Genomic DNA, 25258 nt, shown 5'->3' with positions numbered 1-25258 from the left:
GCGTTGCGCATCATGGAAGCGATAGGCGTGCAAGTCCTAGTGATCGACGAGGTGCATAACATCCTCGCTGGAACATATCGCGAGCAACGCATCGTGCTCAATACGCTGCGTTTTCTGAGCAACCGCCTTCAGATCTCGCTCGTTTGCTTCGGGGTCAACGACGCCCGTGAGGCCATTGGTGGCGATGTACAACTGGCGCGCCGCTTCGAACAGTTCACGCTGAGCCGCTGGGCTGCAAACGAGCAGTTCGAAATCTTGGTCGCCTTGATGCTGCGCAACACACCATTGCGTTACCCGTCTGTATTAACCGCAAAATCACTGCGACGGATACTGCAGATCACCGAGGGCATCACGGCTAGCATCTTCCACATGATCAACTCCCTGGCTATCGAGGCAATCGAAAGCGGAAAAGAGCGCATTACCGATGAAGCCATTGAAAAGTGGGAACCGGAATTTGACGCCGAAGCAGCGTTCGCATGACGGGGATATACGCACGGCAATTGCCAGTAACGTTCCCTCCCTGCACCGATGAACTTCTGTCGTCGTGGATCATCCGGCACGCCGCATTTTACGCCATCTCTCCTTTGGCCATGCTTCGGCATTGCCTTCCCGAGGCGCTGTCATTGCGCACGGCCGATTTAGATCTAACCGAAGATCAGGTCGATCGCGTAGCCTCTATGTTCTCGGTCGATCCGGTCACGGTCCGCCGCATGACTTTTACGAATATTCCGCAATCGTCACGGCGGCTGATTGCCGGCGAGCCTCGGCAATCATGCAGCAGCTGTCTCCGAATTGTCGACGGGTCGCGCATCATTCTTCGAAGCCAACTTCTCGGCTGGCGGATCACCTGCCCGCTTTGCGGAGGTCGCCTTCAAACCATTAGCGGGCGTGACCGTCCCTCTCCTTTCGGCGGCTACCACCATCCTGCGCTGATAGGAGAAGGGATGCTTAACGACGAGGCCGAGCGTGGTATTCAAAACTGGTTATCGCCAAGTGAGATCGCCCGCCTCCTGCTAATGCGGCGCGTTCCAACGTCGTTCCCCGATCGCTGCGAACCGTCAAGCTACAGAGTGCTCGGCGTCATCATTCCTGATCTCGATGAAGCCTTAAAGTTGGAAACTAGGGGACTTCCGACCCCAGCGAGCCCGATTTTGCCGCTGCACTTGCGGCCAGCTCTTTTAGCGGGTGTGGCCATCGTCCAGCGAGCTGGGCCGGAGATGCTCTCTATGCTGCATGGCCATATGATGGGTGAGAATAAAGCCCGCTTCGGCAACGCTATAGAAGAGATGGTGGATTGCGGGCGCCAGTCGCGGAGGTCTTCGCAGTTGCACTTAATTTGAGATTTTCAGCCCACGGAATCTCAAATTAAATGCCAACAAAGAAAGAAATGGCTGCATTCTAACATTTAAGTGTCAAACGACATCGCGCTCGAAAGATAGAGGCGCGCGAGCGCATCACGTCGAACAGCGGTGCTGGTCAGGCCCGCACCGCTGTTGACCCGAGACCGACCTCACCGCTCAGTGCGGCGTCAGCGTTCCGTTCATCGTAAAGCGCGGCGCATCGCCGGCGCGATCGTATACCTTCCAGTCGATCGATTGAGCGCCAATGTGGAAGACGGCCGTGGCAAGCGTGTTTTCATGATCGGGATCGTCGGGCTGGGCACGATAGATCGGCAGCGGCGAGACAGCCTTGTCCCAGAGGATGTCGAGGGGATCGGGCGACGTGCTGACCGCCTCGGCGAGGATGACGTCGCCGCGCTGTTGGCGTGAGCGGGAGGAGCCGGTGATGACCTGCCGCTCGCCCTCCATTCCCTCATGGATCAGGTGATTGGCGTGGCACTGCGGCCGATCGACGGTGGCCACGGTGCAGGATGTGTGAGTGAACTCGACGCTGAGCAGGCGTGGATCGCCTTCCCGGCCCAGCGTCATGTGAAAGGCGCCGGCACGGTCGGACGTCTCCAGCAGATGGACGGCGTCATCCAGCGTGCGGCAATCGAATAAGGCGCGACCTAGGATCATACGCGGCAGGCCGATGCCGACACCACGCGAGCGGATATTGTTGACGGTCTGGACGAGGCCCGCCTCTGTCGCGGCGAAGGTATGGCCTGGGACCGACGCAGGGTAGACAAAGCTGGTGAAGGCGATGCCGCCCTGGGGGCGGACATGGGCAAGCGCACAATGGCCGCGAAAGCCGGGATCGCCGTCCTCATTGTGGGCCAGAATAGGTTCCGCGCCCGGTATCTGGACGGTTGTGCAGCCATCGGGCGCGAAGGCCCAAACGTCGCCGCGGCAGTTCCAGAGGAACACATCCTCGACCGGAAGATCGAGGCCGGCTGCCAGGCCCTGCAGTTCTGCCCAATAGGCGGGGAAGCGGGCCTCGACCATTCCACGCATGGCCCCCACCCGCGGATCGCCCCGAAAGGCCATGACCGAGGCCCAGGCGTGCCCGTTGATCAAATGGCGATGGGCGATATCGCGGCCGAAACGACCGAGCTGGATACCGACTTCTCGGGGCGTCCCAGCAATCTCGACGAAGCCCAACGGGTTGTCAGTGGACATGCTGTAGGAACTCCCGCAGGCGTGGATTTGACGGATTGGCGAGCAGGTCGGTCGGTTTTCCGTCGACGGAAATCTTGCCGTCCTCCATGAAGATCAGCCGCGTACCGACCTGACGGGCGAACGCCATCTCGTGCGTGACCACGATCATCGTCATGCCCTCCTCGGCGAGCGCCTGCATGACGCGCAACACCTCGTGGCGCAGTTCCGGATCGAGCGCCGAAGTCGGCTCGTCGAACAGCATCAGCTTCGGCTTGACGGCAAGCGCGCGGGCGATCGCCACGCGCTGCTGCTGCCCACCAGAGAGTTCCGAGGGGTAATGGTGGCCACGATCGGCAAGCCCCACTTTGGCAAGGAGCGCGTTCGCCTGCTCTAGCGCCTCGGCGCGGCCAACGCCGCGGACGCGCCGAGGGCCGAAGGCGACATTTTCCAGGGCCGTCATCTGCGGGAAGAGGTTGAACTGCTGGAAGACCATGCCGGCCTCCTGGCGGATGAGGCGCACCTGCGAACGGCCGGATCTGACGCTGATGCTGTCGACGACGAGATCGCCGCCGTTGATCTCCTCCAGTGCGTTGATGCAGCGCAGGAGAGTGGATTTGCCCGAGCCGGACGGGCCGATCAGCACGACCACCTCACCGGCATCGATGTTGAGATCGACCTCGCGCAGCACCACGACAGGGCCGAAGGTTTTCGTGACCTTACGAAATTCTACGATGCTCATAGGATCCGCATCCTTTTTTCGGTGACACGCAGGATCAGCGTCAAGGTTCCGGTCATCAGCAGGTAGAGGATCGCCACCGCGCTCCAGATTTCGACGGCACGGAAATTCGCGGCCATGATCTCCTGGCCCTGGCGGGTGAGTTCGCCGACGCCGATGACGATGAACAGCGACGTATCCTTGAGGCTGACGATGAACTGGTTGCCGAGCGGCGGGATCATGCGCCGAAAGGCGACCGGGCCGATGATATAGACCAGCACCTTCCACATCGGCAGGCCAAGCGCCAGCCCGGCCTCCTTCAGCCCCTTGTGCACGGAGAGGAAGGAGCCGCGGACGATCTCGGCAATATAGGCGCCGGCATTGACGATGATCGCGGTCACCGCGGCAGTCATCGGGTTGACGCGGATATCGGCAAGGACAGGCAGCGCGAAATAGATGAACATCACCTGCACGACAATCGGCGTGCCGCGGACGAGCTCCACATAGGCAAAGGCGATGCAGTTCAGAACCGCGTTTCCATAGGCGCGCATGAGCCCGGCGAAGAAGCCGACGGCAAGGCCGCCGACAAGACCGGCAATGATGATGAGGATGGTGAGGCGAGCACCGCTCAAGAGCGCGGGCATGGCCTCGGCAATGACGGACCAGTCGAATTCCATGAAGGGTTCCCCAGCGTGTAGGGAGTGCGCCGGCCGGGCCGGCGCGCTCGGCTAAGGCATCAGAGCTTCGGCTCGGTGCCGAACCACTTCTTGTAGATCTCGGAGTAGCGGCCGTCCTTCTTCATGCTGGCGAGCGCCGCGTTCACCTTGGCGACCAGTTCGCTGCCCTTCGGAAAGCCGATGCCGTATTGATGCGCCATCATCTGCTCGCCGACCGCCTTCACCTTGCCGCCGCCGGCGGTCTTGACGTAGTAAAGCACGTTAGGCGTGTCGTGCATGGCGGCATCGACGCGGCCGGTCTGGAGTTCCAGATAGGCGTTGTCGATGTTCGGGAACTGACGGAGCTCCGTTTCCTTGAAGTTTTCCTTGGCATAATCCGTCGCCGAAGTGCCGGTCTTCACCGCCAGAACCTTGCCTCTCAGGTCGTCAGCGCCCTTGACGGTGCTATCTTCCGGCACCATCAGCAGGAAGCCGCTGTCATAGTAGCCGTCGGAGAAGTCAATCGCCTTCTTGCGCTCGTCCTTGATGGTAATGCCGGCAAGCGCGACATCAACCTGCTTCGTCTGGAGCGCAGGGATGATACCGTTGAAGTCCATCGGCTGGAGCGTGTAGGTCACGCCGATTTCCTTGGCAATCGCATCCCACATGTCGATGTCGAAGCCGACATATTTGTCGCCTTCCTTGAATTCGAACGGCACGAAGGCCGTGTCGGTGGCGACCACCAGGTCTTCGGCGCGGGCGCCCTGGGTCAACGCCAGGGCCGATGCGATGGCGGCAAACAGAATGGTATGCAGTTTCATTGTAGTTCCCCTTTTTGCTTGGTTATGCTTTTGAAAGTGCGATGGTGGCCGCGTCGATCGCATCGCCCAGCCGTTCGACGATGCGAGTGATGTCCCCGCGATCGGCGATGAAGGGCGGCGCCAGCAACACGTGGTCGCCCAGCCGGCCGTCGATCGTGCCGCCCATCGGATAGACCATCAGGCCGCGCGCCATCGCCTCTTTCTTGACCAATCCATTGAGCTTGAGCTTCGGCTCGAACGGGCGCTTGCTGGTGCGATCGGCGACCAATTCGACGCCACGGAAAAGGCCGCGCCCGCGGATATCGCCGACATGGTGGTGATTGCCGAGACGGTCGGTAAGTTGGCGTTCCAGTTCTTCGCCCATGGCGACGACATTGGAGAGCAGCCCCTCGCGCCGGATCGTCTGCTGGACTGCCAGGGCGGCTGCCGCCGCCATCGGATGGCCCATATAGGTATGACCGTGCTGGAAGAAGCCGGAGCCGCTTGCGAAGGCCTCGAAGATCTTCTCAGAGAGCAGCACGGCGCCGACCGGCTGGTAGCCGCCGCCAAGACCCTTGGCGATCGTCATGAGGTCCGGCGCCACGCCGTCCTGCTCGCAGGCGTGCAGCGTGCCGGTCCGGCCCATGCCGCACATCACCTCGTCGAGGATGAGCAGCACGCCATACCGGTCGCAGATGGCGCGGATGCGCTTGAGATAATCGGCGACGGGCGGCACCGCGCCGGCCGTGGCGCCGACCACCGTTTCGGCGACGAAGGCGATGACCTGATCTGCGCCGAGTTCGAGGATCCTGTCCTCGAGCTGCTGGGCAGCGCGCGCGGCATAGGCCTCGTCTGTCTCGCCCGCTTCCTGCAGGCGGTAAGCATAACAAGGATCGATGTGGTGGGTTTCGATGAGGAGCGGCTTGAACTGGGTGCGCCGCCATTCGTTGCCACCTGCAGCCAACGCACCAAGTGTATTGCCATGATAACTCAGCTTGCGCGCGATGATGTGGCGACGCTGGGGCTCACCCTTTTCGACGAAGTACTGCCGCGCCATTTTCAGCGCCGCCTCGACCGCCTCGGAGCCGCCACTAATGAGATAGACGTGGCTTAGTCCCTCAGGCGCATCCTCGATCAAGAGGTCGGCCACGGCCTCGGCGGCTTGCGAGGTGAAGAAGCCCGTATGGGCATAGGCGAGCCGGTCGAGTTGCTCGTGGAGGGCAGCGATGACGGCTGGGTGGCCGTGACCGAGGCAGGAAACCGCTGCTCCGCCCGAGGCATCAATGTAGGCCCTGCCCTCGGCATCGAACAGTTCGACACCCTTGCCGCCGACGGCGACCGGGATTTGGGAATGGATGGCGCGATGCAGAATGCGGGTCACGGACGCTTCATCCTTGTCTTGAGATGGGTGTTGAGGGCGGCCGACTGGCGGTCGATGCCGGAAAGCGCTGCCCCGGCGGCATCCCCCGCCTGGCCGGCGACCAGTGCGCCCAGCACCTCAGCGACGACGAAGGCCGGCGACATGGTGTGGAGGAACGAGGGGCTTTCTGTCGGTACGACGATCGTGCAGGCGGCAAGCTGGGCAAGCGGTGCGACGGGGCTGTCGGTGATTGCGACGAGCGGCACGCCGGCCTCGCCGGCATAGTCGGCGATCTCGATGGTCTGGCGCGTATAGGGGAGCACGCTGACGGCGACCATCACGTCGTCGGCCGTCGCGCTGCCGAGCGCGTCGGCGCCGATGCCACCGACGGCGTCGAGCATGATCGAATGCTTGCCGGCGAGCGAGAGGATGTAATGCAAGTGCCAGGCCGGCGAATGACTGGAGCGCAGACCAAGGCAATAGATGCGCCGCGCGCCGCTCAGCCGCCGGGCGGCCTCGACCAGGGTCTCGAGCGCATCAGGCTGCGACAGCAGGCTGATCTGAGCGGCGATGCCGCCCAGCATGTCGATCGCCAGCGCCTCGTCACCTTTGAGCTTCTGGCTCTTGACCTGCGCCCCGACGCGACCGGCAAAGCCCGTCACGTCGTTGCGCATCGCATCCGCATATTGCTGGCGGATGTCTTCGTAGCCGGCAAGGCCGATATGCTTGGCAAGCCGCGTCATGGTGGCGGGCTGAACGCCCGCCTGTCGCGCCTGTTCGCGCATGGACAGGAGCGCCACATCGCGCGGCCGTTCAAGGATATAGCGTGCGGCAGCCTGGAGCTGCTCCGACATGGCGTCGAAAGCCTGGACGAGCGTTTCTGCGAGAGGGCCGGTTTGCATGAGAGTCGATTACACCCTTCGTTGGCATATTGCAACATATGTTTCATAAATGTAAAACAATGATCCATATGAATCATTGAGGAGCAACGGATGACGAACCCGTATAAACCGCATCGCGTGGCGATCGCAGTGGCGCCGAATGGTGGACGCCGCACAAAGGCGGACCATCCGGGCATCCCGCTGACCGCAGCTGAACTGGCGCAGACCGCCGGCGAATGCCTTGAGGCCGGCGCCGCGATGATCCATGTCCATGTGCGCCGTCCGGACGGCAAACACCTTCTCGACGCCGATGCCTACCTGCAGGCGATCGACGCAATCCGCGCGGAAGTGGGCGATCGACTGGTGATCCAGATCACGACGGAAGCGCTCGGCATCTACACCCCGCCCGAGCAGATCGCCGTGCTGAAGGCCGTGCGACCGGAGGCGGCATCGCTGGCACTCCGCGAGCTCGTGCCGGACGAAGCCGCCGAGCCGGCTTTCTCCGAGGCACTTGATTGGATGAAACGGGAGAATGTGGCGCCGCAGATTATCCTCTATGATCCTTCGGAGGCTGTCCGCCTTGCCGCGATGATCCGGCGCGGCCTCGTGCCATGGCCGGATGTCCCGGTGCTTTACGTGCTTGGCCGCTACACCGTCGCTCAGACCTCGCAGCCCTCGGACCTGCTGTCCTTCCTCGCGCCGGACGCACCGCGATTTTCCAACTGGAGCGTCTGCGCTTTCGGTCGGCATGAGGCGGCGTGCGTCACCGCCGCAGCGCTGCTCGGCGGCCATATCCGCGTCGGGTTCGAGAACAATCTCCAGATGCCGGATGGCAACCTAGCATCGGCAAATGCCGCCCTGGTCTCGGCGGTCGCACCGTCGCTTCGCGGGCTCGGATACGATTTGTGCCATGCGGCCGATCTGCGTGGTGGCCCCGACAGCACACTGTAATCAACCCGACCAATGAGCAGTCTGCGATCACAAAGATCGGGCTTGTTCGCTGCGATCAAAATCGGCATTCGATCACGCACCGGAATTGAACGAAAAGAGCACGATGACGATGAGCTGCGCCATCAGGAAGGCGAGCGTGAGAACCGCCGTCACGGCAAGGCTCACTTTGCCGACGTGCCCAACGGGCAGTCAGCGTATCGATGTTGTCGATCCAGAAGACGTCGTCGATCTTCAACACGTTCTTGGAGTTTTCAGGCGCGGTCGGCAGATCGGCACGCAGGCCAGGATCGACCAGGTCGAACGCTTTGGCGGCGGTGGTGCCAATCGGTTGCACGGCCGGCACATGGCTCTGCGGTTCGGCTTCGCCGGCAAGTTTCAGGAGATCCTAGCATTACAGTTGCGTATTTGATCTAAGATGGGCTTGTCGTGCAGCCGCCTGGTGGGCACGTCGCCAAAGCGACCATGTGATGACGTATGACGGCTCAATTTGCCGTCGTGCGAGGCGGATAGCAATCCGGCGGATTTCCTGGATCGACCAGCGGATCAATGGCCGATCTTGCGGCTGGCGCGGCCCATCGTTTTTGGGGGCGGGATGGCATTGGCGCGATGGCGGATGACGGCCATCATGGCGAATGCGAGCATGACCATCGAGACATGCCGATGCCAGCCGTGCCAGGAGCGGGTCTCGTTGTGGTCGAGGCCGAGTTCGTTCTTGGCGGTCTCAAAACTGTCTTCGATGGCCCAGCGGTGGCCCTCCACCGTCACCAGCTTTTCGATGGATGTGCCAATTGGACACCATGTGGAGAAGAAAGCGAGATCGCCGTCGGCAATGTTGCGGCGGATCAGCAGCCCCCGTGTCCAGATGCCCGGGAAGGCTGCGTCGAAATCGCCGGCATCGAGATCGGCCAGTTCGAGATAGACCCAGTCATGCGGCCGCGCGCCTTTGGTGCCGTTGCCTGCCGACAAGCGTCGCCAGGCATCCTCAGGCAGGGCGCCAGCGATGTCCTTCGCTGTCCCGGCGACGGCCAGTGGTTTGTCCCATGATCGAAAGGGATGGTTGGCATTCACGCCCAGCACATAGCCCTTCGCTGCACGTTTGAGCGCCATTTCGATGTCGCCCACGCCATAGACACTGTCGGCAGCCACCCAGGAAAACGGCACATTCGAAGTAATCGCCCGCTCGATCATGGCGAGCGCTAGTGCCGGCTTGGTCAGAAAGCCGACAGGGTCCGGTACATGGGCCCTGGCCATGCGATCCCGATCATCGGTCCAGGCCTTCGGCAGATAGAGTGCCCGGTCGATGAAGGCATGGCCATGCCGGGAGACATAAGAGGCGAATACGCCAATCTGGCAATTGGTGATCTTGCCCGCCGAACCAGTATACTGGCGGCCCACCCCACACGATGTCTTGCCCTGTTTGAGGAAGCCAGTTTCGTCGATCACCAACACCGCGTCATCATCGGCCAGCGTTTCCAGCGCATAGCCACGGACAACATCGCGCAGATCATCGGCATCCCAAACTCCGCGACCCAGGATCGCCTGTTGCCGCCATGGGCCGGGATCACCGGCGGCTTCCGCACGCATCCAACCCGTTTTACGCCGCTCATCCCCGAGCAGCCCGTCAAGAAACAGACCAGCCGAGTTCGCCACCCGCTCCTGCGTGAACAAAGACCGTATCCGAGCCTTCACATCCCGCAACGAAGACGCCCAGAGTTCAAGCGTCGCCTCTATCGATAGTCCCGCCATCCATGACCTCCGAATCATGGAGACCCATGGATTCAGAAGCCGGAGAAATACGCAACTGTAATGCTAGGCAGCATCGACATTCGGCGAGGTCTTTAGGATGACCCAGCTATCCACCGTCTGCAGGGACTGAGATTGGCAGCGGATCTGCCCCTAGACGGCATCCCGCCGCTCGCTTCGGCAACGCCGCTACGCGTATCCCAGACCGGCACCTTGCGGCAAGCCTATCGGCGGCAAATAGAACCTGAAAGCGTTACTGCTCCCCGACAGGGCGTGCTTCTGTAAGCCATTCAACGAGATCCGCAACCTTCCGGCGCGTCTCGGTGCGGGCCGGATAGAGGGCGTAGTAGCCGTAGCCGCTGTCGATGATGCGCGGGAACGGCGTAACCAGCTCCCCGTTTTGCAGGTCCTGCTTTGCAAGATAGAGGTCGCCCATCGTGACGCCGTAGCCGCTTGCGGCAGCCGTCATCGCAAAATCCTGCGTGTCGAAGATCTGGTTGCGTGCGGCGCGAAAGTCATAGGCCCCTTCCGCCTGCAGCCACAACGTCCAGTCGCTCTGACGCGGGTTGGAATGCAACAACACGCAAGACGACAAGTTCTCGAGCGTCGCCGGAGCGCCGAGCGTTTCAGCAACGGCCGGCGAGCACATCGGCGTCAGCTTTTCCGGAAGCAGCAGGAAAACATCCATCCCCGGCCAATGGCCGTTGCCGTAGGTGATCAGCAGATCGATGTCGCCGACCGTAAAGGTCGGGCGAGCAAACCAGGCCGTGTCGATCGTAATGTTCAGGTCTTCGTGACGGCTTTGCAGTTCCGGAAGCCGCGGTAGCAGCCACCGCCGCGCGAAGGTCGGTGGCATTCTGATGGTGAGGGACCGGCTCTTCGTTCGCGTCGCCTCGAAGGAATTACGCAGCGAGACGAGCAATCCATTCACGATCGGCATGATCGCCGCACCCTGCTCGGTGATCACCACCTTGCGGGTGTGGCGCTCAAACAGACTGCAGCCGAAATAGTGCTCCAGATGCTGGATCTGGCGGCTGACCGCGCTCTGGCTCAGGTTGAGTTCTGTGGCCGCAGCCGTGAAGCTGCCGGTTTCCGCAACGATCGAGAATGTCTGGAGCGTCTGCAAGGGCGGCAAGCGATTCTGCTCGAATACCGGCTTCAAAGGGCTCCTCCGAGATGGCAACTGGGGCATTTAAACAGTCGCCTTCGCGTTGGTAAAGCGCAGAATGGCGCGATCAGGCAAGAAGCGAGCGGAGCTCGGCGATGGCGCTTTTCACCCGTTGCGGTGCAGTTCCGCCCGGATGATTGCGGCTGGCAACGGAGCCTTCGACGCTCAGAACTTCATAAACATCCCCACCGATGACCGAAGCAAAAGTCTGCATCTCGGCAATCGGCATTTCGGAGAGCGTCGCCAGACCCTTTTCGCGCGCCGCGCCGACGATCGCCGCGACGGCATGATGGGCATCGCGGAAAGGCAGGCCGGCACGCACCAGATAGTCGGCCAGATCCGTCGCCGTGGAGTAGCCCTGTTCGGCAGCGGCCAGCATATTGAGGGCACGCACCTTGATCGTCGGCAGCATCTGAGTGGTCACCATGACGGCGCCGCGAACATTCTCCAGCGTATCGGTGAGTGGTGGTTTCGTTTCCTGCTGGTCCTTGTTGAATGCCAGCGGCTGTGCCTTCATCAGCGCTGCCGATGTCGCGAGATTGCCGATGATGCGCGCCGCCTTGCCGCGCACCAGTTCGGCGAGATCGGGATTGCGCTTCTGCGGCATGATCGAGGAACCGGTGCAGAACTGGTCGCCGACCTCGATGAAATCGAACATCGGGGTGCACCACAGGATCACTTCCTCGGAAAAGCGCGAGAGATGCCCCATGATGACGGCGCCGGCCGCACAGATGTCGACGACGTAGTCCCGATCGGAAACGGCGTCGAGCGAATTGCGGAAGGCCCGGGAAAAGCCGAGTTCGCTGGCGCTGTAGGCCGGATCAATGGGATAGCCGGTCCCGGCGAGCGCCGCCGCGCCGAGCGGCGATATGTTGAGGCGCTCGCGTGCTTGGCCCACCCGTTCGAGATCGCGCAGGAACATTTCGGCATAGGCCATCAGGTGGTGGCCGAAGGTAACGGGCTGGGCGACCTGCAGGTGGGTAAAGCCCGGCATGATCGTATCGGCATGCCGGTCGGCGAGATCGACGAATGCCAGCACCAGTGCCTTCAACTCCGATGCAAGCGCGTCCAGTTCGGCGCGGGCATAGAGCCGGATATCGGTTGCCACCTGGTCGTTGCGCGAACGCGCTGTGTGCAATTTCTTGCCGGCGTCGCCGACAAGGGCGGTCAGGCGGCTTTCGACGTTCATATGAACATCTTCGAGTTCCTTCTTCCACACAAACGCGCCGGAGCGCATTTCGTCGGCGACCTGATCCAGGCCAACCTGGATCTGGTTGTTTTCCTCTGTCGTCAGGATGCCGGCACGCGCCAGCATGTGCGCGTGAACCTTGGAGCCGGCGACATCATAAAGCGCGATGCGCTTGTCCTGGTCGAGGCATTCGTGGAAATCGCGGAAGTCCGTGGATACCGCCTCCTTGAAGAGCGGCGACCAGGTCGTCTGTGCCATTGTTGTCATCTCATCCTCTCAGCATTCTTGCGGTTATGGTTACGGAGCCCTGCCGATCCAGCATCAATGCAGCCACTCCAAAAGCTCCCGTACATCGGTGCAGCGGTCGAGCGTGAGAACGCGATCGCGCAGGCCGTCGACCTTCGCCCGCCCAAACACAGACCCAGCCAACTCGTTGTATTTTCCGATCAGGCGGTCGTCGCTCAGCGGGTTCGCAGGGCTTCCAAGCGGGAAGTCGATCGTCATCTTCAAGTGTCGGCCGTCGCTCGTGGCGAGCGCGACCGCGGGTTCCGCCTCATCGAGCATGGTCGGATCGATGCGGACGTCGATCCGTTGGAGCCATCGGTCAATGCTCGGGTCGCGCCAGGCCCGTTCCTCGAGTTCCGGGAGCGATACCTTGCCGAACTGAAGCCGCGCGGCGATCGCATAGGGAAGGCTCATCTGCACCTGCGCGCGCGATGTTAGTGCCTTGCCGCCGCACATGCCGAACTGGAAGCCGCTCATGTCGACGGTGATCGCGGTGACGTCTTCGCTCGCGAGCCCATGATCACCCAGCAGTTTGTCGACCGCGTCGATCGCCGAGTGTGTGCCGCGACAGGTGGCATGCGGTTTGATCGAGCAACGCTCGATGCGCCAGTTTTCGCCGAAGCCCTCAACCAGCATCGCCGGCTCCCCCTCGCCCCGACAAAAGGCCTGAAAGAAACTTCCCCAGGCGTGCACATCGAAAACACCGCCCGGCCCGACAAAGCCGTTGGCGGCGAAGCGCGCAGCGAGAAGCCCGCCTTCCGCGGCCCGACCGGCATGAAGCTTCTTGGCCGGACTGCCGTCGTGGATGAAGGCCCAGGTGCCGCCAGTAAATGAACAGGCAAGGCCGAGCGCCGAGGCAATGCGCTCCGCGTCAAGGCCGAGCAAGGTGCCGACGGCGGCCGCCGCGCCAAAGGCGCCGCAGGTCCCGGTCGAATGCCATCCGAGCCCGTTATGCGTCTCGTAGCCGCCGGCGGCCTCCAGCACGCGCCGGCCGACCTCGTATCCGATCAGCACGCTTTTCAGAAATTCCCTGCCATGAACCTGACGTGTCATCTCACCCAAGGCGGCAACGGCCGCGGGCAGCACGACTGCACCGGAGTGGTCACAGCCGCCGCTGTCATCAAGTTCGAGGGCGTGGGCCGAAACGCCGTTGACGAGAGCAGCGGTGCGGGCATCGGCCAAAAGCGGCGTTCCCCAAATGGCTGAGGAACCGCTTGGCGCACTCACTCCAAGCGCTGCCAATGTCAAACACGTCTCGCCGGAGGCGGAGCCGGCGACAGCGACGCCGAAGGTATCGAGCACATGCAGCTTCGCTTTCCGGACAGTCGCTTCCGGAAAATCGTCGAACACCGTGGCTGCGACATTGCGCGCCAGCGACTCGAGAACCGTGTCAGCCATGAGATTGCTGCTCCTGCAGATAGGTGTCGTAAACGTGGAGAGGGTGGCTCGGTGGCGGCGCGACACCATTTGTCCGATGCCAGTCCGCGATCGTTGCGCCGGTGGCGATCCAGACGTCGTCGAAGCCGCGGATATGCGCCAACAGATCCTCGACGATGGAGATCCGTCCCGGCGTACCGGACCATTCCGGCCGGAGTTGCAGCACGTAGCAAAGGCCGAAGCGACGATAAGCATCGAACTCCGCAATCCAGTTGCGAAGAACACCGTCATAAGAAGGGATGCGGCTCTGCCCTTTCGGAAAAGCTGGGGTGAAGTTGAACTGGAAATAGGGGCGGTCCTCCAGCTCGACATGAACCGGTATCTCGACCAGGCGGGACGGATGCAGATACGGGACGTCGTCGCCGTTGAGCGAGGCCGACCATTGGTAGCCGGCCTCCAACAACAATTGGTCGAAGCCTTGCGGCCAGTTTCCGGCGGGCAGGCGAAAGCCGGTCGTCGCTCGGCCCGAGAGCTGGCCGATCGCCTCCCGTGACCGCTTCAGAAGTTCCACAGATTGCACGGCCGGAATGCCGTCGTGGCGCTCGAAGGCCCAGCCATGGCTTTCAAGATCATGGCCAACGCCCGCAACCGTCTTCAACAGACCGGCATGTTCCTCGGCCACCTGCCCCGGCACGAACCAGCTGGCAGTGATGCCGGAGGACGCAAAGGTCCGGCACAGGCGCTCGACGCCGCGTGCGGCACCGTATTTCCAGACGGAAAAACTCTTGTTGCGCTGGAGAAGGTCCGGAGCGACCGCCACCGCATCCAGCCCGTCATCGAACAGCACCGAGACCAGAACCGCACAGCGCTTGCCCTCGGGCCACGCCATCGTCGCATGCTCGTTCATGCCAGCGTCCTTCCGATGTCACGGGAATGCCGGTCGATCCACCAGCGGGCGACATCGCCGCAGCGAGTTGTCCAGACAGCATCGCCATGCGCCGTGATCGCCTTGAAAAGCCCTTCGAGAATCGAAAGGCGACCCGGCTTGGCGCAGACCTTGGGATGAAGGATCGTCGTCCAGCACAGGCCTTCGCGATGGTAACCCTCGAATTCCGCGCGCCAGTTCTGTTCGACCGTGCGGTAGTCGGAGATCCGATCGAGGCCGACCGGGAAATCAGGCTCTTCCGTGTAGGCCAAGGCCGTATAGTCATCGATATCCCAGCGACCAGGAATTTCGACGAGACCCGGTTCGGCTGTTCCGCTCGGGTGGAAATAGGGACGGTCGTCGCCGCGCATCGAGCTGGAATAGACGACGCCGAAGCCGCACAGGAGTTCCGCCGTCTCCGCGCTCCAGTCGCCGGAGGGGGTGCGGAAACCGATCGGCGTCACGCCGAGCCGCTCCTGAAAGATTGCGCGCGAGCGCTCCATGATGTCGAGCTGCTGCTGGCGGCTGAGATCGATGAAAACTTCGTGGCGGTGACCATGATAGGCGACCTCGTGCCCTTCGCGGACGATGCGTTCGCATTGCTCGCCCCAATGCAGCACGACCCAGGTGGGTATGAAGAAGGTAGCCTTGAGGTCATAGGCATCGAGCAGATCGAGCAGGCGCGGCAGGGCTTTCCATGGACCGTAGGCGCCCTGGGTGAAATAGCGCGGGTTCGAAAGCAGTGAACCGTCGAGCATCGCGTCCCCCGTCGGGCCATCGACATCGAAGGCGAGCGCGACGGCGGATTGTTTTCCCGCTGGCCACAGCGAGGCCTGAAGGCCGGCAGGAGAGGAAGTTTCGGTGAGCATGACGTTTATCCGGTTGTCGACCGCACCCGGCCGGAGCGCCGGGGGCGGTTTTCTGAAGACAAAGCTCTCCCGTTCCGGCGCCGCGGCCGGTTGAAAAGGAAGAAACTTTGGAAAGGTTGCCGCCCGGTTATCTCAGAGAGATCAGATGCGCGGGCGGAAGAGGCGGCTTACTTGACGCCGTTGATGACGGCCTTCGGCACGGCATTGTGGACCAGGCCCCACTTCGTCAGCAGCTCATTATAGGTGCCATCCTTGATCAGTTTGTCGAGCGCACCGGCAACGGCATCGCGCAACGCCGGATTATCCTTCTTGAAGCCCATGCCGAAGGTGTCGTTGCTGATGAGCGGGTCACCGACCAGCGTGAATGTGTCCGGCTCGACGCGCATCTGGTAGGCGATGGTTTCGATGCCCTGGACGACGGCGTCATAACGACCCTGCTTCATGCCGAGGCGAGCGGCGTTGGAATCTGCCGTGCCTTCGAACTTGATCGCCGGCCGGCCCTTGCCCACGCAATTGGCCTCGCTCCAGCCGGTAACGTTCTCGCCGAAGCTGGTGCTGCGGCTGCCCGCCACCGTCTTGCCGCAGAGATCCACCGGCTGCTTGTACTGCTCGGCCCCTGCCTTCGTCGTGAACAGGATCGGGCCGCTCGTCAGGTAGTCGACGAAGTCCATGCTTTCCTGGCGTTTGACGTTGTCGCTCATGCCGGAAATGATCACGTCGCCACGCCCGGTCTGGAGGCCGCTCTGCAATTCCTGGAAAGCGGAGGTGACGAACAGTGGGTTCAACTTGAGCTTTGCGGCGATGGCAGTGGCCAGTTCGACATCGAAACCGTCGAGCGTACCCTTCTCCGGATTGACGAATTCCATCGGCGGATAGATCGGATTAGTCAGGATGCGAAGCTCGCCCTCGTTGACCAGGTTGAGTTTGGTTTCGGCCGAGGCGACACCGGCGGAAAGAAGCGCAAGTGCGGACACGGCCACTCGTAGAAATTTCATGTCATTCTCCTCTTGAGGCTATTTTTGGTTTTTCAAAGCACCGCAGAGATGAAGCTCTTCACTCTGGGATTTGTGGGATTCTCCAGGATTTCGGCGGGCGTTCCGGTTTCGACGATCCGGCCTGCGTCCATGAACACCACCCGGTCGGCCACCTCTCGGCAGAAACCGAGCTCGTGGGTGACGACGATCATCGTCGTGCCGGCTGCGGCCAGTTCCTTCATCACGCCGAGCACTTCGCCCACCAGTTCGGGATCGAGCGCCGACGTCGGCTCGTCGAACAGCATCGCCTTCGGCTTCATCGCCAGCGCGCGGGCGATCGCGACGCGCTGTTGCTGGCCGCCGGAAAGTTCGCCCGGATAGGCGTCCGCCTTGTGCGCCAGGCCGACGCGCTTCAGGAGGGCGCGCGCTTCCTCGGCGCATTGCTGCTTCGGGCGCCTCTGCACGCCAACCGGGCCTTCGATGATGTTTTCGAGCACGGTGCGGTGCGGGAAGAGATGGAAACGCTGGAAGACCATGCCGACCGACTGCCGCTGACGGGCAATCTCCCCGTCGGAGAGCGGATAGAGGTGGTTTCCGTTACGGCGATAGCCGGCGATCTCGCCATCGACGATCACATAGCCGCCGTCGATGCTTTCGAGCTGGTTGATGCAGCGCAGGAACGTGCTCTTGCCGGAGCCTGATGGACCAATGATGCAGACGACTTCGCCCTTGCGGATGCTGAAATCGATGTCCTGAAGCACATGAAAGGTGCCAAAATACTTCTGGAGACCACGGGCGACGATAAGCGCGTCCATCAGGCGACCTCCTCGACGGCGTTCTGTGGTGCCGGAGCGGCTTCGGTCCGCGGGGTAGCGCCCCATCCCTTGGAGAAATAACGCTCGATATACATCTGCGCGACGCTGAGGACCGTGACCACGGCCATGTACCAGATGGCGGCGACGATCAGCAGCTCGATGACACGCGAGTTGACGTAGTAGATGTCCTCGACGCTGCGCAGCACCTCGGAATACTGGATGACGCTGGCAAGCGAGGTCAGCTTGACCATGCCGATCGTCTCGTTGCCGATCGGCGGCACGATGACCCGCATCGCCTGGGGCAGAACGATCTTGAGGGTGGCGCGCAGCTTGGTCATGCCGATGGACAGCGCCGCTTCCGTCTGTCCGCGATCGATGGAGAGGATACCGGCGCGGACGACTTCCGCCGTGTAGGCACCCTGCTGGATACCGAGGCCGAGGAATGCGGCGACGAAGGGCGTCATCACATCGACGGTGCGCAGCGAAAACAGGCCGGGAACGCCGATCGTCGGAAAAATCAGCGCGAGATTGAACCACAGGAGCAGTTGCAGCAGTGCCGGCGTGCCGCGAAACAGCCAGATATAGCCAACGGAAACGCTTCGCAGCACCGAATTGTCGGACATGCGCATCACGGCCGCGAGCACGCCGAGCAGAATGCCAAGCGACATGGCGCAGAAGGTCATGATGATCGTGTTGACGACGCCGGCCATCACCGCCTTCGAGAACAGGTTCTCTCCGACATAGCTCCAGGCGATGTCACCGAGCCAAAAGGCCCTGACAAGCAGGATCATCAAGGCGATGAAAACAAGGGCCAGTATCTTCGTGCCGATCTTGCGTCGCGGCACGACGACAAACTGGCCAGGGTCGGCAAGTCTGGTATCGCTCATCAAGGTTCCCCGAAGCTTGGTGCTTCACTGTTGTTCTGGATTGTGCCCAGCCTAGTCCTGACGGCTTGGCCTGCGCAAACGAGATATCGACATACCATTCATGCGATCAATGCATAAATCGCCACCCGCTAGGTGTTCAGTCCGTGGCGTTTCGCTGAAGACACCGTGCGGCGTCCGTTGGCAGGCAGCGCGGAAGTCAACAATGGGGAGACGCTGCGCCAGCTCGTTCTGGCTGGCCTCGGGCTTGGCCGTCTCGCGGCCTTCCATGTCGGCTAGGATATCGCGGCCGGCCGGTTGGTGCGGGTCCTCACCGACTACGACCCGCATGATCCGGAGGAGGTCCATGCGGTCTTTGTTGACAAGCGGCACATGGTGGGGCGGCTGCGCGCCTTTCGACTTCCTCGTCGAACAGGTCACACCTGCACTTTCCGCGGCCCCCGATAAATCGGCGGCTCCTTGACCCGCCATTAGAGCCTGACAGGAAGTTTATCGGAATTCTTTCCTTGAAGCAGGCCGATAAATGCTTCCGGAGCCTGGTCACGGCGTCAGGCGTAAGCGCCGGCCGAATAGGTCAGCTCGTAACTGTGGCTGTAGATCTCCATGATGTTGCCGAACGGGTCTTCCATGTAGACCATGCGGTAGGGCTTCTCGCCCGGGAAATATTCCCGCACAGGCATACGCTGCCTGCCTCCGGCTGCAACAATTTTTTCCGCAAGGCCCTCGACATCAGGGTCCTGAACGCAGAAGTGGAAGATGCCGCTCTTCCAGTATTCGAAATTGTTTTCCGGGCGTTTGGCATTGGCAAATTCGAAGATTTCGACGCCGACGCGATCGCCCGTTGACAGGTGGGCGATGCGGAAGGAGCCCCATTTCGCGCCGAACACGTCGCTGCACATGATGCCGATTGCGGATTTGTCCTCCGTGATCGTGGTCGGCGGCATGATCAGATACCAGCCCATGACCTCGGTATAGAACTTGACGGCCTTGTCGAGATCCGTAACCGAAAGACCGATGTGAGAGAAAGTGATGAGCGCCTGTGCCGCAGGCGGAGCGATGCTCGCGCCAAGGAAATACAGGAAGCTGTAGATAGCCAGCGCCAGCCCGCGGTTGAGCTGGTCGGTCCGGCCGGCAATCATCATGATCAGTCCAGGTGCGGCGAGCGCGACTCCGGCTGACAAGCCGATATTCGCGACCATCACGAATGACGGCCTCGCCATCGACGCGATCAGCAAACTGACAGCCGACAGCGCAAGTCCGGCAATGGCGGTCGTCGTCGCACCTCGCCACCGTGTCACAGGGGCAGCGAGAAACGTGAACAGAATGGCCGGAATGCTCATGATGCGGACGGCCTGCGCATCAACGCCGAGTTCAGGGGCGAGCGCCTGAAGGCCAACCTGAAAGCTGATGAAGCCGAACAACACCGTCGTTGCCGCAGACCACGCGACAATGACGTGGCCGTCGCGTCCGAGCGCTGCAAGCTGGGATCTCATGGATGGTCCGGTCAAACCTTTGCGCTGGGCCTGCCGGGTCGGGATGGATCTCAACGTTACAGCCCCGGCAAGAAAGACGGGTACCACACAGGCCATCAAACCGGCCAAACCAACTGCGGGGAGTGCGCCAACAAACTGGGCGCCGGGCGCGGACGCCAAGAAGGAAAAGGTCATCATCGAGACGCCGAGTGGGCGATAGCGCGGTGGCAACTGTTCAGTCAGCAGGGAAATTGCGGCGGGAGGAAATGCGGAAGCCACAAATCCTTGCGCTGCGCGCGCGATCAGCAACGTCGTGAAAGTTCCGGCCAAGGCCACCGGAATACTCAATACCGCCACCGCAAGAAGGCCCGCGATCACCATCCGCTTGTATCCAAGGCGGTCGGATAGAGGGCCAAAAACGAGGAATCCCACGGCATAAACAGCCCCGAAGATCGATGAAGTCAGAACAGCACTCGAAACGTCAACAGAAAAGGTGGCTGCAACCTCGTCCACCAGGGGAATGGTGACATAATGCAGGCTCACAATCAGGAAGCCGTACACGGGTAGCAATAAGAGGAGAATGATCTGAGGGAAGGTCATCCTGTTCAACTAAAACGTTGGCAATCACACTGCCTCGAACTTTCCATTTCCATCGGACGGGAAGACGATCCTTTTCGCTTCCAACTGTGCTCCAGCCTTGTTGGCGTCCGGGTAGGAAATACCGTAAACATAAACATAGCGACCTGGCGTCAGCGTCTTGCTCCAATCTGCGCCGGGCGAAACGAAACTCTCACCAAGATTTCGAACTTTTTCGCCATAGACGAAACTGCCTAGCTGAACAGCGATCTCATGCGCCCCACTTGTGCGAATGCGGAACGTTCCAGCTTCCTTGTCAAAACTAACGACATAACCCGCAATCAGGTCGCTGAATGGTGAGCCGAAGTTTTGAACATCGGCGAGCGCAACTGGCGCGTCTTTTGTGGCGCTCGCCGCGAGAGCGGTCGTAGACAAGACGCAGAATAGAAGTGGTGCTGCCAGCAGAAGTCTATGGTTCATTGCCACAGTGGGCCTCCGAAGTTGATTTTGGCGCAGAAGTATGTGTTCAACGAGGGTTACTTCGTTGAATGGAGCGGCCTCAGTATTGAGCGCTAGCTATAGGAGATGTTGTTGCGTGCGTTCGTCGGCAGCTGTCACATCTTCGTCTATGCATCAGTCATCACGAGATGATCCGAGCGAGTCCAGGGTGTTGATTGCCCATTTTGACAATCTTTCCTTTGCTGCACATGCCCTTTGTGGACAGGCACGTCATGTGCAATTTTGGCAATGTCCTAGCTTTTACAGGTATCACTCCTTAGTTCGGTGGTATTCAGCACAGGCAGGCTAGAGGTGTACGGCGACAATGAAAATCCTCTCGCTCTTATCAATTTAATAAAATTTCATTATGAACACTGCGGCGCACAAGGCCAATGAGAACAGCGCATCGCTGAACTGGAAGAACGCAAGAAGAAGCTCAAGGCACGGTTGGGAACCTGGATCCCTTCGGTATAGCCGGAAAGCCAACATCCGCATTCAACCCGCGGGATATGCTCGACCCGACTGGTCTGGATGTCGCCGAGGATGCCAACACACTGGCCGATGCCCTGATGTTCGATGAACCGGGCATGACGGGTGATGCGCACTGGAACGAGGAGGCCAAGGCGCTTGTCGCTGGCCTTAACCTCAAGATCGCCGTCGCGGAATCTCCAGGCCGACGGCACCCCGGAACGCTGCGCGAGTATCTGACACTCGCCCCGGATCGCTTCCTCGGTCTGCTCGCGCGAATGCAGGACATGGACGAGGCCAACGGGCTGATCGCACGCGCCGCCAACCGCCACCTTGGCAAGTCCGATCGGGAAGCGGCCGGCGTTCTGTCGGCCGCGCAGCGCCACACCCACTTCCTCGACAGTCCGCGCATGACTGCCGTGCTTAGCCGATCGGATTTCCGCTTCGCCGATCTCAAGCGCAACAACGTGACCGTGTTTCTAGTTCTGCCGCCCGATCGGCTCTCCACCTATTCCAGGTGGCTGCGGTTGCTGATCACCCAAAGCCTGACCGAGATGGCGCGCGATCCCGCCTCCCCCACCCGGCCAGTGCTCTACCTGCTCGACGAGTTCGCCGCTCTCGGCCACCTTGCTCCGGTCGAACGCGCCATGGGCCTCATGGCCGGCTATGGCGTCCAGCTCTGGCCGATCCTCCAGGATACCCATCAGCTACGCGCACCTATGGACAGCGCGCCGGCCTGTCGAATGCCGCCGTCCTTCAGGTCTTTGGGGTCAACGATGTCGAAACCGCCGAACTGATCACGCGCTCGATCGGCACGACCGATGCGCAGTACATCACCAGGTCATCGAGCGAAGGGAAAAACGCGTCGTCCGAACACATCTCGGCTCGTGATCTCATCAATGCCGATGAAATCATGCGACTTCCGGAAGACAGGATGATCCTGCTAAGGCAGGGGCAGCTGCCTGCCGGGGTCCAAAAGCTTCGATGTTATGCCGACCCGGAATTCAAAGGCGCGCTCGATCCAGTATGAATAACGCGACCGAACACCCTATCCCAAACCTTGGCCTTCTCCTCAGCGGACATGTCCTCAACCGTGACATTGCCCATATCCGTTGCTACATGTGCCGAAAGTGATGTGTGAGAAGCCTTCCATGAGAAAATCATCGAGAGATAACTCTGGCCCGGTTGCGGCACGCGAAACGGATGTATTGAAAGCCCAGGCAATCAACGCGCTTCTCACCCAGCCGATTGCAATCCTGCCCGCAGAAGCTGGCGATCCAATCCGACCATTCGCGCTCGGGCTCTGGGCTGAAATCAGGCAATTTCTGAGACCCGGTTTGAGCGTCTCGACGCTACGACGCGCGACGGGGGCGTATCTCCACTCAAAGAGGTATCATCGGGCGGTCGCGCAGCCATGCTCGGCCCGCCACGACATCGACGGAACAGCGATCGACACAGTGTCGGAGGCTGACAGGTTGGCGGCTGGGGAGAAAATTGAAAGCCTCAGAAAGCGCGCTGACGCCCAAAAGGCGGCACCTGCTGTTACCCGGTCCATCCCGCTTTCAAAGGCGGATATGATCCGGGCTTCGCTGCTCAATCGGAACAGTCCGCCGCGCTAAATCAGGCGAGCAGCATTGTTCAGTTGGTAGCGGCAGCGCTGTTCGCCCCGGACAATGTCTTGGTCGCCGAGCGCCGAGGAAGCCCGTCGGCTTCGAGGCGCTAGCAAAAAAGAGCGTACCAGGCGGCGGCAGCAACGCTGCCAGAGCCCGTTCGCGCGCGGCTTGGCCGGTTAAAAGGCTCGCCGAAGGAGGTTCAACATAGTGGCGGCGACCAGCCGGAACCGGGACCGACTAGCCCCGGAAAGGCGCTCGGCTTGCAAACCCGACGCGCCCAGCCCTCACCTTCCCGCCCTGACCAGCGACCTTGCGATATCGATGATGTCATCTCTAGCGGCGGTTGGATCCTCCTTGGACCAGGCGACCCCAAGCCCGATCCTGAAGTCGACACCCCGCACCCTCCTGAGCTCGAAATTGCGGTTGGGCAGATCCAGTGTCCATTCCGGCGCAAGGCCGATGCCAAGGCCCGCTGAGACCAGTGACACCAGCGAGAAGGTGTCGTCACAGGTATAAGCGACGTTCTTAGAAAGATCGTGCTCCTCGAACTTTTCAGTGAAATAGCGCTCCGTGTAGGACAGATTCTGGCGCGAGAACGAGATGATCTTCTCACCCTTCAGATCCTCGATGCCGATCTCGCTTCGGGCAAGCAGTGCGCTCTTCTTCTCCACCGCCAGCAGGTAGCGTTCATGCGCAATCGAGAAGAAGCGCAACGAGCCCATGTTTTCGATCGGGCGGATGAAGCCGAGATTGATCTGGCCGTTCTCCAGTCCACGGATGATGTCGTTGGTCGAGCCGCTGGATATATGCAGCTCGATATCGGGATACTCGCGGCCGATGCGCGCCAGGAACGCCGGCAGCACGCCGATGGTGGCGGGATAGACAGTTCGATCCTGATCTTCCTCACCGACTTGCCGGCAACCGAGCGCACCACCTCGACCGAAAGGTCAACGTCGCCCAGGATACTGACACAGCGATCATAGTAGACCGCCCCTGCCCTTGTCAGTTCGACCTTCCTGGTCGACCGCTCCAGCAGGCGCACGCCGAGCTCCTTTTCCAGAGCCTGGATCTGACAGCTCAAGGCGGGCTGGGCGATATGCACCCGCGCTGCCGCCCGGCCGAAATGCAACTCCTCGGCAGCCGCCACGAAATAGCTCAGCTGGCGAAGTTCCATATGGGTGCATTCTCCAATCGATGCGCAGGGTCCGTCGCAATCGCGCGTGATCGATGCCCATCCGTTGACCTGCTGGATCGACTGGTCACCGCATTGAGCGTCGACATCTCAGATCTGTTCGTAGACCGACCAGATTCCGCTGCGGCCCCAGACCCGATGAAGGCAGGTAGAAAGCCGAAATAGCCGTCCTCCTGGCGGAGGTGCATAATGGCGTTCCGGTCGATACATGGCCTTTATCAACCAAAGACAGCAATGCCTTGCTGTCTAGGGATTACCATGCGATTCTTCGGGCATGATCCGAGGGAGATGAGAATGTCGGAAACGATGCTTGCAGCGCTTACCAACATTCGGACCGCGGAAGATATGATCGTGGCCTTTCGCGATGAGGAGCAGTGTCGGAGGTTGCTGAAAAGCATGGTGTGGCCGGCTGGGAGAGTTTGCCCTGCCTGTGGTTACAAACGCTCGATTGCGATAGCCGGGCGCGATACTGGCAAGCGGCGTGCGCGTCCGGGTCTCTATCAATGTTCCAGCGGGAATTGCCGGTTCCAGTTCACGGTGACGACCCACACGCCTCTGCATTCCACAAAACTACCTTTGAGTGCCTGGCTGAAGGGCATGTGGCTTATGCTGCAATCGGATAAAGGTTTGTCCTCGGTGCGCCTGGCCGAGGCTCTGGGAGTGAGCCAACCCAGGGCCTGGCGAATGGGACACGCGCTGCGTCTCATGGCGGCGCGCGAGCACATGCTCGATGGCACGGTGGAGATCGACCATTTTCATCTCGGTGGGCGGCCAAGAATAAATCCGGACGATCCACCGCCTGGACGGGGCCGAAAAGGTCAGCCAAATACGCAGAAGACACCGGTCATGGCGATGGTGCAGCGACCAGATGACGTCACACCCGGCACTCCGGCCGGTGACGCGCGTGCTGCGGTGGTGACTGGTCTTTCGCTACGTGCAGCGGCGCGCGCCGCCGAAACGCAGATCGAACCCCATGCCTGCTTGATGAGCGATGAGGCGACGGCGTTCATAGCCCTTGGCGAGAACTATGCCAGGCATGACACCGTGAAGCATTCCAGCCGCGAATACGTTCGGGACGCCGTTCATGTCAATTCGGTCGAAGGTTTCAATTCCCGCGTCCGCCGCACAATTGCCGGCGTCTTTCATCATATCAGCCCGCAGCATGCCGACCTGTATTTCCACGAGATCGGCTTCCGCTGGTCACAGCGCATTGTGACTGGCCAGGCTGTGCGCAAAAGCCGAAATGGCGTGGAACGCATGAAAACAATGTGGTCACGGGTACCGCCGGCGCTGCAATTGCTGCAGGTCTT

23 protein-coding genes and 2 pseudogenes are annotated in these 25258 nt (G+C 61.1%); 7 read left to right on the top strand and 18 right to left on the bottom strand.

The window, feature by feature from the left end; all coding sequences use genetic code 11:
- On the top strand, window positions 1-480 hold a 480-nt coding region (locus BC363_RS26770; RefSeq protein WP_202618622.1), incomplete at its 5' end, for a TniB family NTP-binding protein.
- Window positions 477-1340 carry a TniQ family protein gene (locus BC363_RS33855; protein ID WP_083223622.1) on the top strand — a complete coding sequence of 288 codons (864 nt, stop codon included), beginning with the start codon at window positions 477-479 and terminating at the stop codon, window positions 1338-1340. The genes BC363_RS26770 and BC363_RS33855, both read left to right, overlap by 4 nt.
- A 177-nt stretch (window positions 1341-1517) precedes the next feature.
- Here BC363_RS33855 and BC363_RS26760 read toward each other — a convergent pair whose 3' ends face one another.
- The 6 genes from BC363_RS26760 to BC363_RS26735 are packed head-to-tail and all read right to left on the bottom strand — an operon-like array spanning window position 1518 to window position 6970.
- Entirely contained in the window at window positions 1518-2558 is a 1041-nt protein-coding gene (locus BC363_RS26760) for a C45 family peptidase (RefSeq protein WP_065785381.1), read from the bottom strand.
- Window positions 2548-3276 (bottom strand): glutamine ABC transporter ATP-binding protein GlnQ, encoded by a 729-nt coding sequence (gene glnQ, locus BC363_RS26755; RefSeq protein ID WP_065785382.1) that lies wholly within the window; start codon window positions 3274-3276, stop codon window positions 2548-2550. The genes BC363_RS26760 and glnQ overlap by 11 nt, the downstream gene beginning before the upstream one ends.
- On the bottom strand, window positions 3273-3929 hold the full coding sequence (glnP, locus tag BC363_RS26750; RefSeq protein ID WP_065785383.1) for a glutamine ABC transporter permease GlnP: 657 nt from the start codon (window positions 3927-3929) through the stop codon (window positions 3273-3275). The genes glnQ and glnP overlap by 4 nt, the downstream gene beginning before the upstream one ends.
- A gap of 59 nt (window positions 3930-3988) precedes the next feature.
- Window positions 3989-4729: a glutamine ABC transporter substrate-binding protein GlnH gene (glnH, locus tag BC363_RS26745; RefSeq protein ID WP_065785384.1), complete on the bottom strand. Its 741-nt coding sequence runs from the start codon at window positions 4727-4729 to the stop codon at window positions 3989-3991.
- 22 nt (window positions 4730-4751) lie between these two features.
- A complete protein-coding gene (locus BC363_RS26740) occupies window positions 4752-6089 on the bottom strand; it encodes an aspartate aminotransferase family protein (RefSeq protein WP_065785385.1) in 1338 nt (445 codons plus the stop codon).
- Window positions 6086-6970, bottom strand: a complete 885-nt coding sequence (locus BC363_RS26735; protein WP_065785386.1) for a MurR/RpiR family transcriptional regulator — start codon at window positions 6968-6970, stop codon at window positions 6086-6088. Before BC363_RS26735 ends, BC363_RS26740 begins: the two co-directional genes overlap by 4 nt.
- A gap of 90 nt (window positions 6971-7060) precedes the next feature.
- On the opposite strand from BC363_RS26735, the gene BC363_RS26730 reads away from it, so the two are divergent.
- Complete coding sequence (locus BC363_RS26730) at window positions 7061-7900, top strand: 3-keto-5-aminohexanoate cleavage protein (protein ID WP_065785387.1); 840 nt, start codon at window positions 7061-7063, stop codon at window positions 7898-7900.
- A gap of 136 nt (window positions 7901-8036) precedes the next feature.
- On the top strand, window positions 8037-8309 hold the full coding sequence (locus BC363_RS26725) for a hypothetical protein (protein ID WP_141690440.1): 273 nt from the start codon (window positions 8037-8039) through the stop codon (window positions 8307-8309).
- Between the two features lie 134 nt (window positions 8310-8443).
- On the opposite strand, the gene BC363_RS26720 is transcribed toward BC363_RS26725, so the two are convergent.
- The 11 genes from BC363_RS26720 to BC363_RS26665 form a co-directional block, all read right to left on the bottom strand.
- Window positions 8444-9664, bottom strand: coding sequence for an IS701 family transposase (locus BC363_RS26720; protein WP_083223623.1), 1221 nt, complete (start codon window positions 9662-9664; stop codon window positions 8444-8446).
- Between the two features lie 232 nt (window positions 9665-9896).
- Window positions 9897-10805: a LysR substrate-binding domain-containing protein gene (locus BC363_RS26715; RefSeq protein WP_083223624.1), complete on the bottom strand. Its 909-nt coding sequence runs from the start codon at window positions 10803-10805 to the stop codon at window positions 9897-9899.
- A gap of 73 nt (window positions 10806-10878) precedes the next feature.
- Complete coding sequence (argH, locus tag BC363_RS26710) at window positions 10879-12258, bottom strand: argininosuccinate lyase (protein ID WP_244519953.1); 1380 nt, start codon at window positions 12256-12258, stop codon at window positions 10879-10881.
- Between the two features lie 63 nt (window positions 12259-12321).
- Window positions 12322-13683, bottom strand: coding sequence for an MmgE/PrpD family protein (locus BC363_RS26705; protein WP_065785392.1), 1362 nt, complete (start codon window positions 13681-13683; stop codon window positions 12322-12324).
- The gene (locus tag BC363_RS26700; protein ID WP_065785393.1) at window positions 13676-14569 is read right to left on the bottom strand and encodes a polysaccharide deacetylase family protein; all 894 of its coding nucleotides are present in this window, start codon (window positions 14567-14569) and stop codon (window positions 13676-13678) included. Before BC363_RS26700 ends, BC363_RS26705 begins: the two co-directional genes overlap by 8 nt.
- A complete protein-coding gene (locus tag BC363_RS26695) occupies window positions 14566-15456 on the bottom strand; it encodes a polysaccharide deacetylase (protein ID WP_065785394.1) in 891 nt (296 codons plus the stop codon). The genes BC363_RS26700 and BC363_RS26695 overlap by 4 nt, the downstream gene beginning before the upstream one ends.
- A 167-nt stretch (window positions 15457-15623) precedes the next feature.
- On the bottom strand, window positions 15624-16451 hold the full coding sequence (locus tag BC363_RS26690; RefSeq protein ID WP_065785395.1) for an ABC transporter substrate-binding protein: 828 nt from the start codon (window positions 16449-16451) through the stop codon (window positions 15624-15626).
- 32 nt (window positions 16452-16483) lie between these two features.
- Complete coding sequence (locus tag BC363_RS26685; protein ID WP_065785396.1) at window positions 16484-17245, bottom strand: amino acid ABC transporter ATP-binding protein; 762 nt, start codon at window positions 17243-17245, stop codon at window positions 16484-16486.
- The gene (locus BC363_RS26680; RefSeq protein WP_065785397.1) at window positions 17245-18132 is read right to left on the bottom strand and encodes an amino acid ABC transporter permease; all 888 of its coding nucleotides are present in this window, start codon (window positions 18130-18132) and stop codon (window positions 17245-17247) included. The genes BC363_RS26685 and BC363_RS26680 overlap by 1 nt, the downstream gene beginning before the upstream one ends.
- Before the next feature lie 545 nt (window positions 18133-18677).
- The gene (locus BC363_RS36095; protein ID WP_083223844.1) at window positions 18678-20201 is read right to left on the bottom strand and encodes a lactoylglutathione lyase family protein; all 1524 of its coding nucleotides are present in this window, start codon (window positions 20199-20201) and stop codon (window positions 18678-18680) included.
- 24 nt (window positions 20202-20225) lie between these two features.
- Window positions 20226-20657, bottom strand: coding sequence for a hypothetical protein (locus tag BC363_RS26665; protein WP_065785399.1), 432 nt, complete (start codon window positions 20655-20657; stop codon window positions 20226-20228).
- Between the two features lie 527 nt (window positions 20658-21184).
- Here BC363_RS26665 and BC363_RS26660 point away from each other — a divergent pair.
- Both BC363_RS26660 and BC363_RS26655 read left to right on the top strand, forming a co-directional pair.
- Window positions 21185-22173: pseudogene (locus tag BC363_RS26660) on the top strand (type IV secretory system conjugative DNA transfer family protein).
- 121 nt (window positions 22174-22294) lie between these two features.
- Window positions 22295-22762, top strand: a complete 468-nt coding sequence (locus BC363_RS26655; RefSeq protein WP_065785400.1) for a ProQ/FINO family protein — start codon at window positions 22295-22297, stop codon at window positions 22760-22762.
- Window positions 22763-23040: 278 nt separating this feature from the next.
- Here BC363_RS26655 and BC363_RS26650 read toward each other — a convergent pair.
- Window positions 23041-23930 (bottom strand): annotated as a pseudogene (locus BC363_RS26650) (LysR family transcriptional regulator).
- 312 nt (window positions 23931-24242) lie between these two features.
- On the opposite strand from BC363_RS26650, the gene BC363_RS26645 reads away from it, so the two are divergent.
- The coding region (locus BC363_RS26645; protein ID WP_065793340.1) for an IS1595 family transposase at window positions 24243-25258 on the top strand (1016 nt) is incomplete at its 3' end.

The sequence above is a fragment of the Ensifer sp. LC384 genome (assembly GCF_001695865.1).
Lineage (GTDB): Bacteria > Pseudomonadota > Alphaproteobacteria > Rhizobiales > Rhizobiaceae > Ensifer.
The sequence above is the reverse complement of the archived record's forward strand: the minus strand, read 5'-3'. Positions and strand labels throughout refer to the sequence as shown.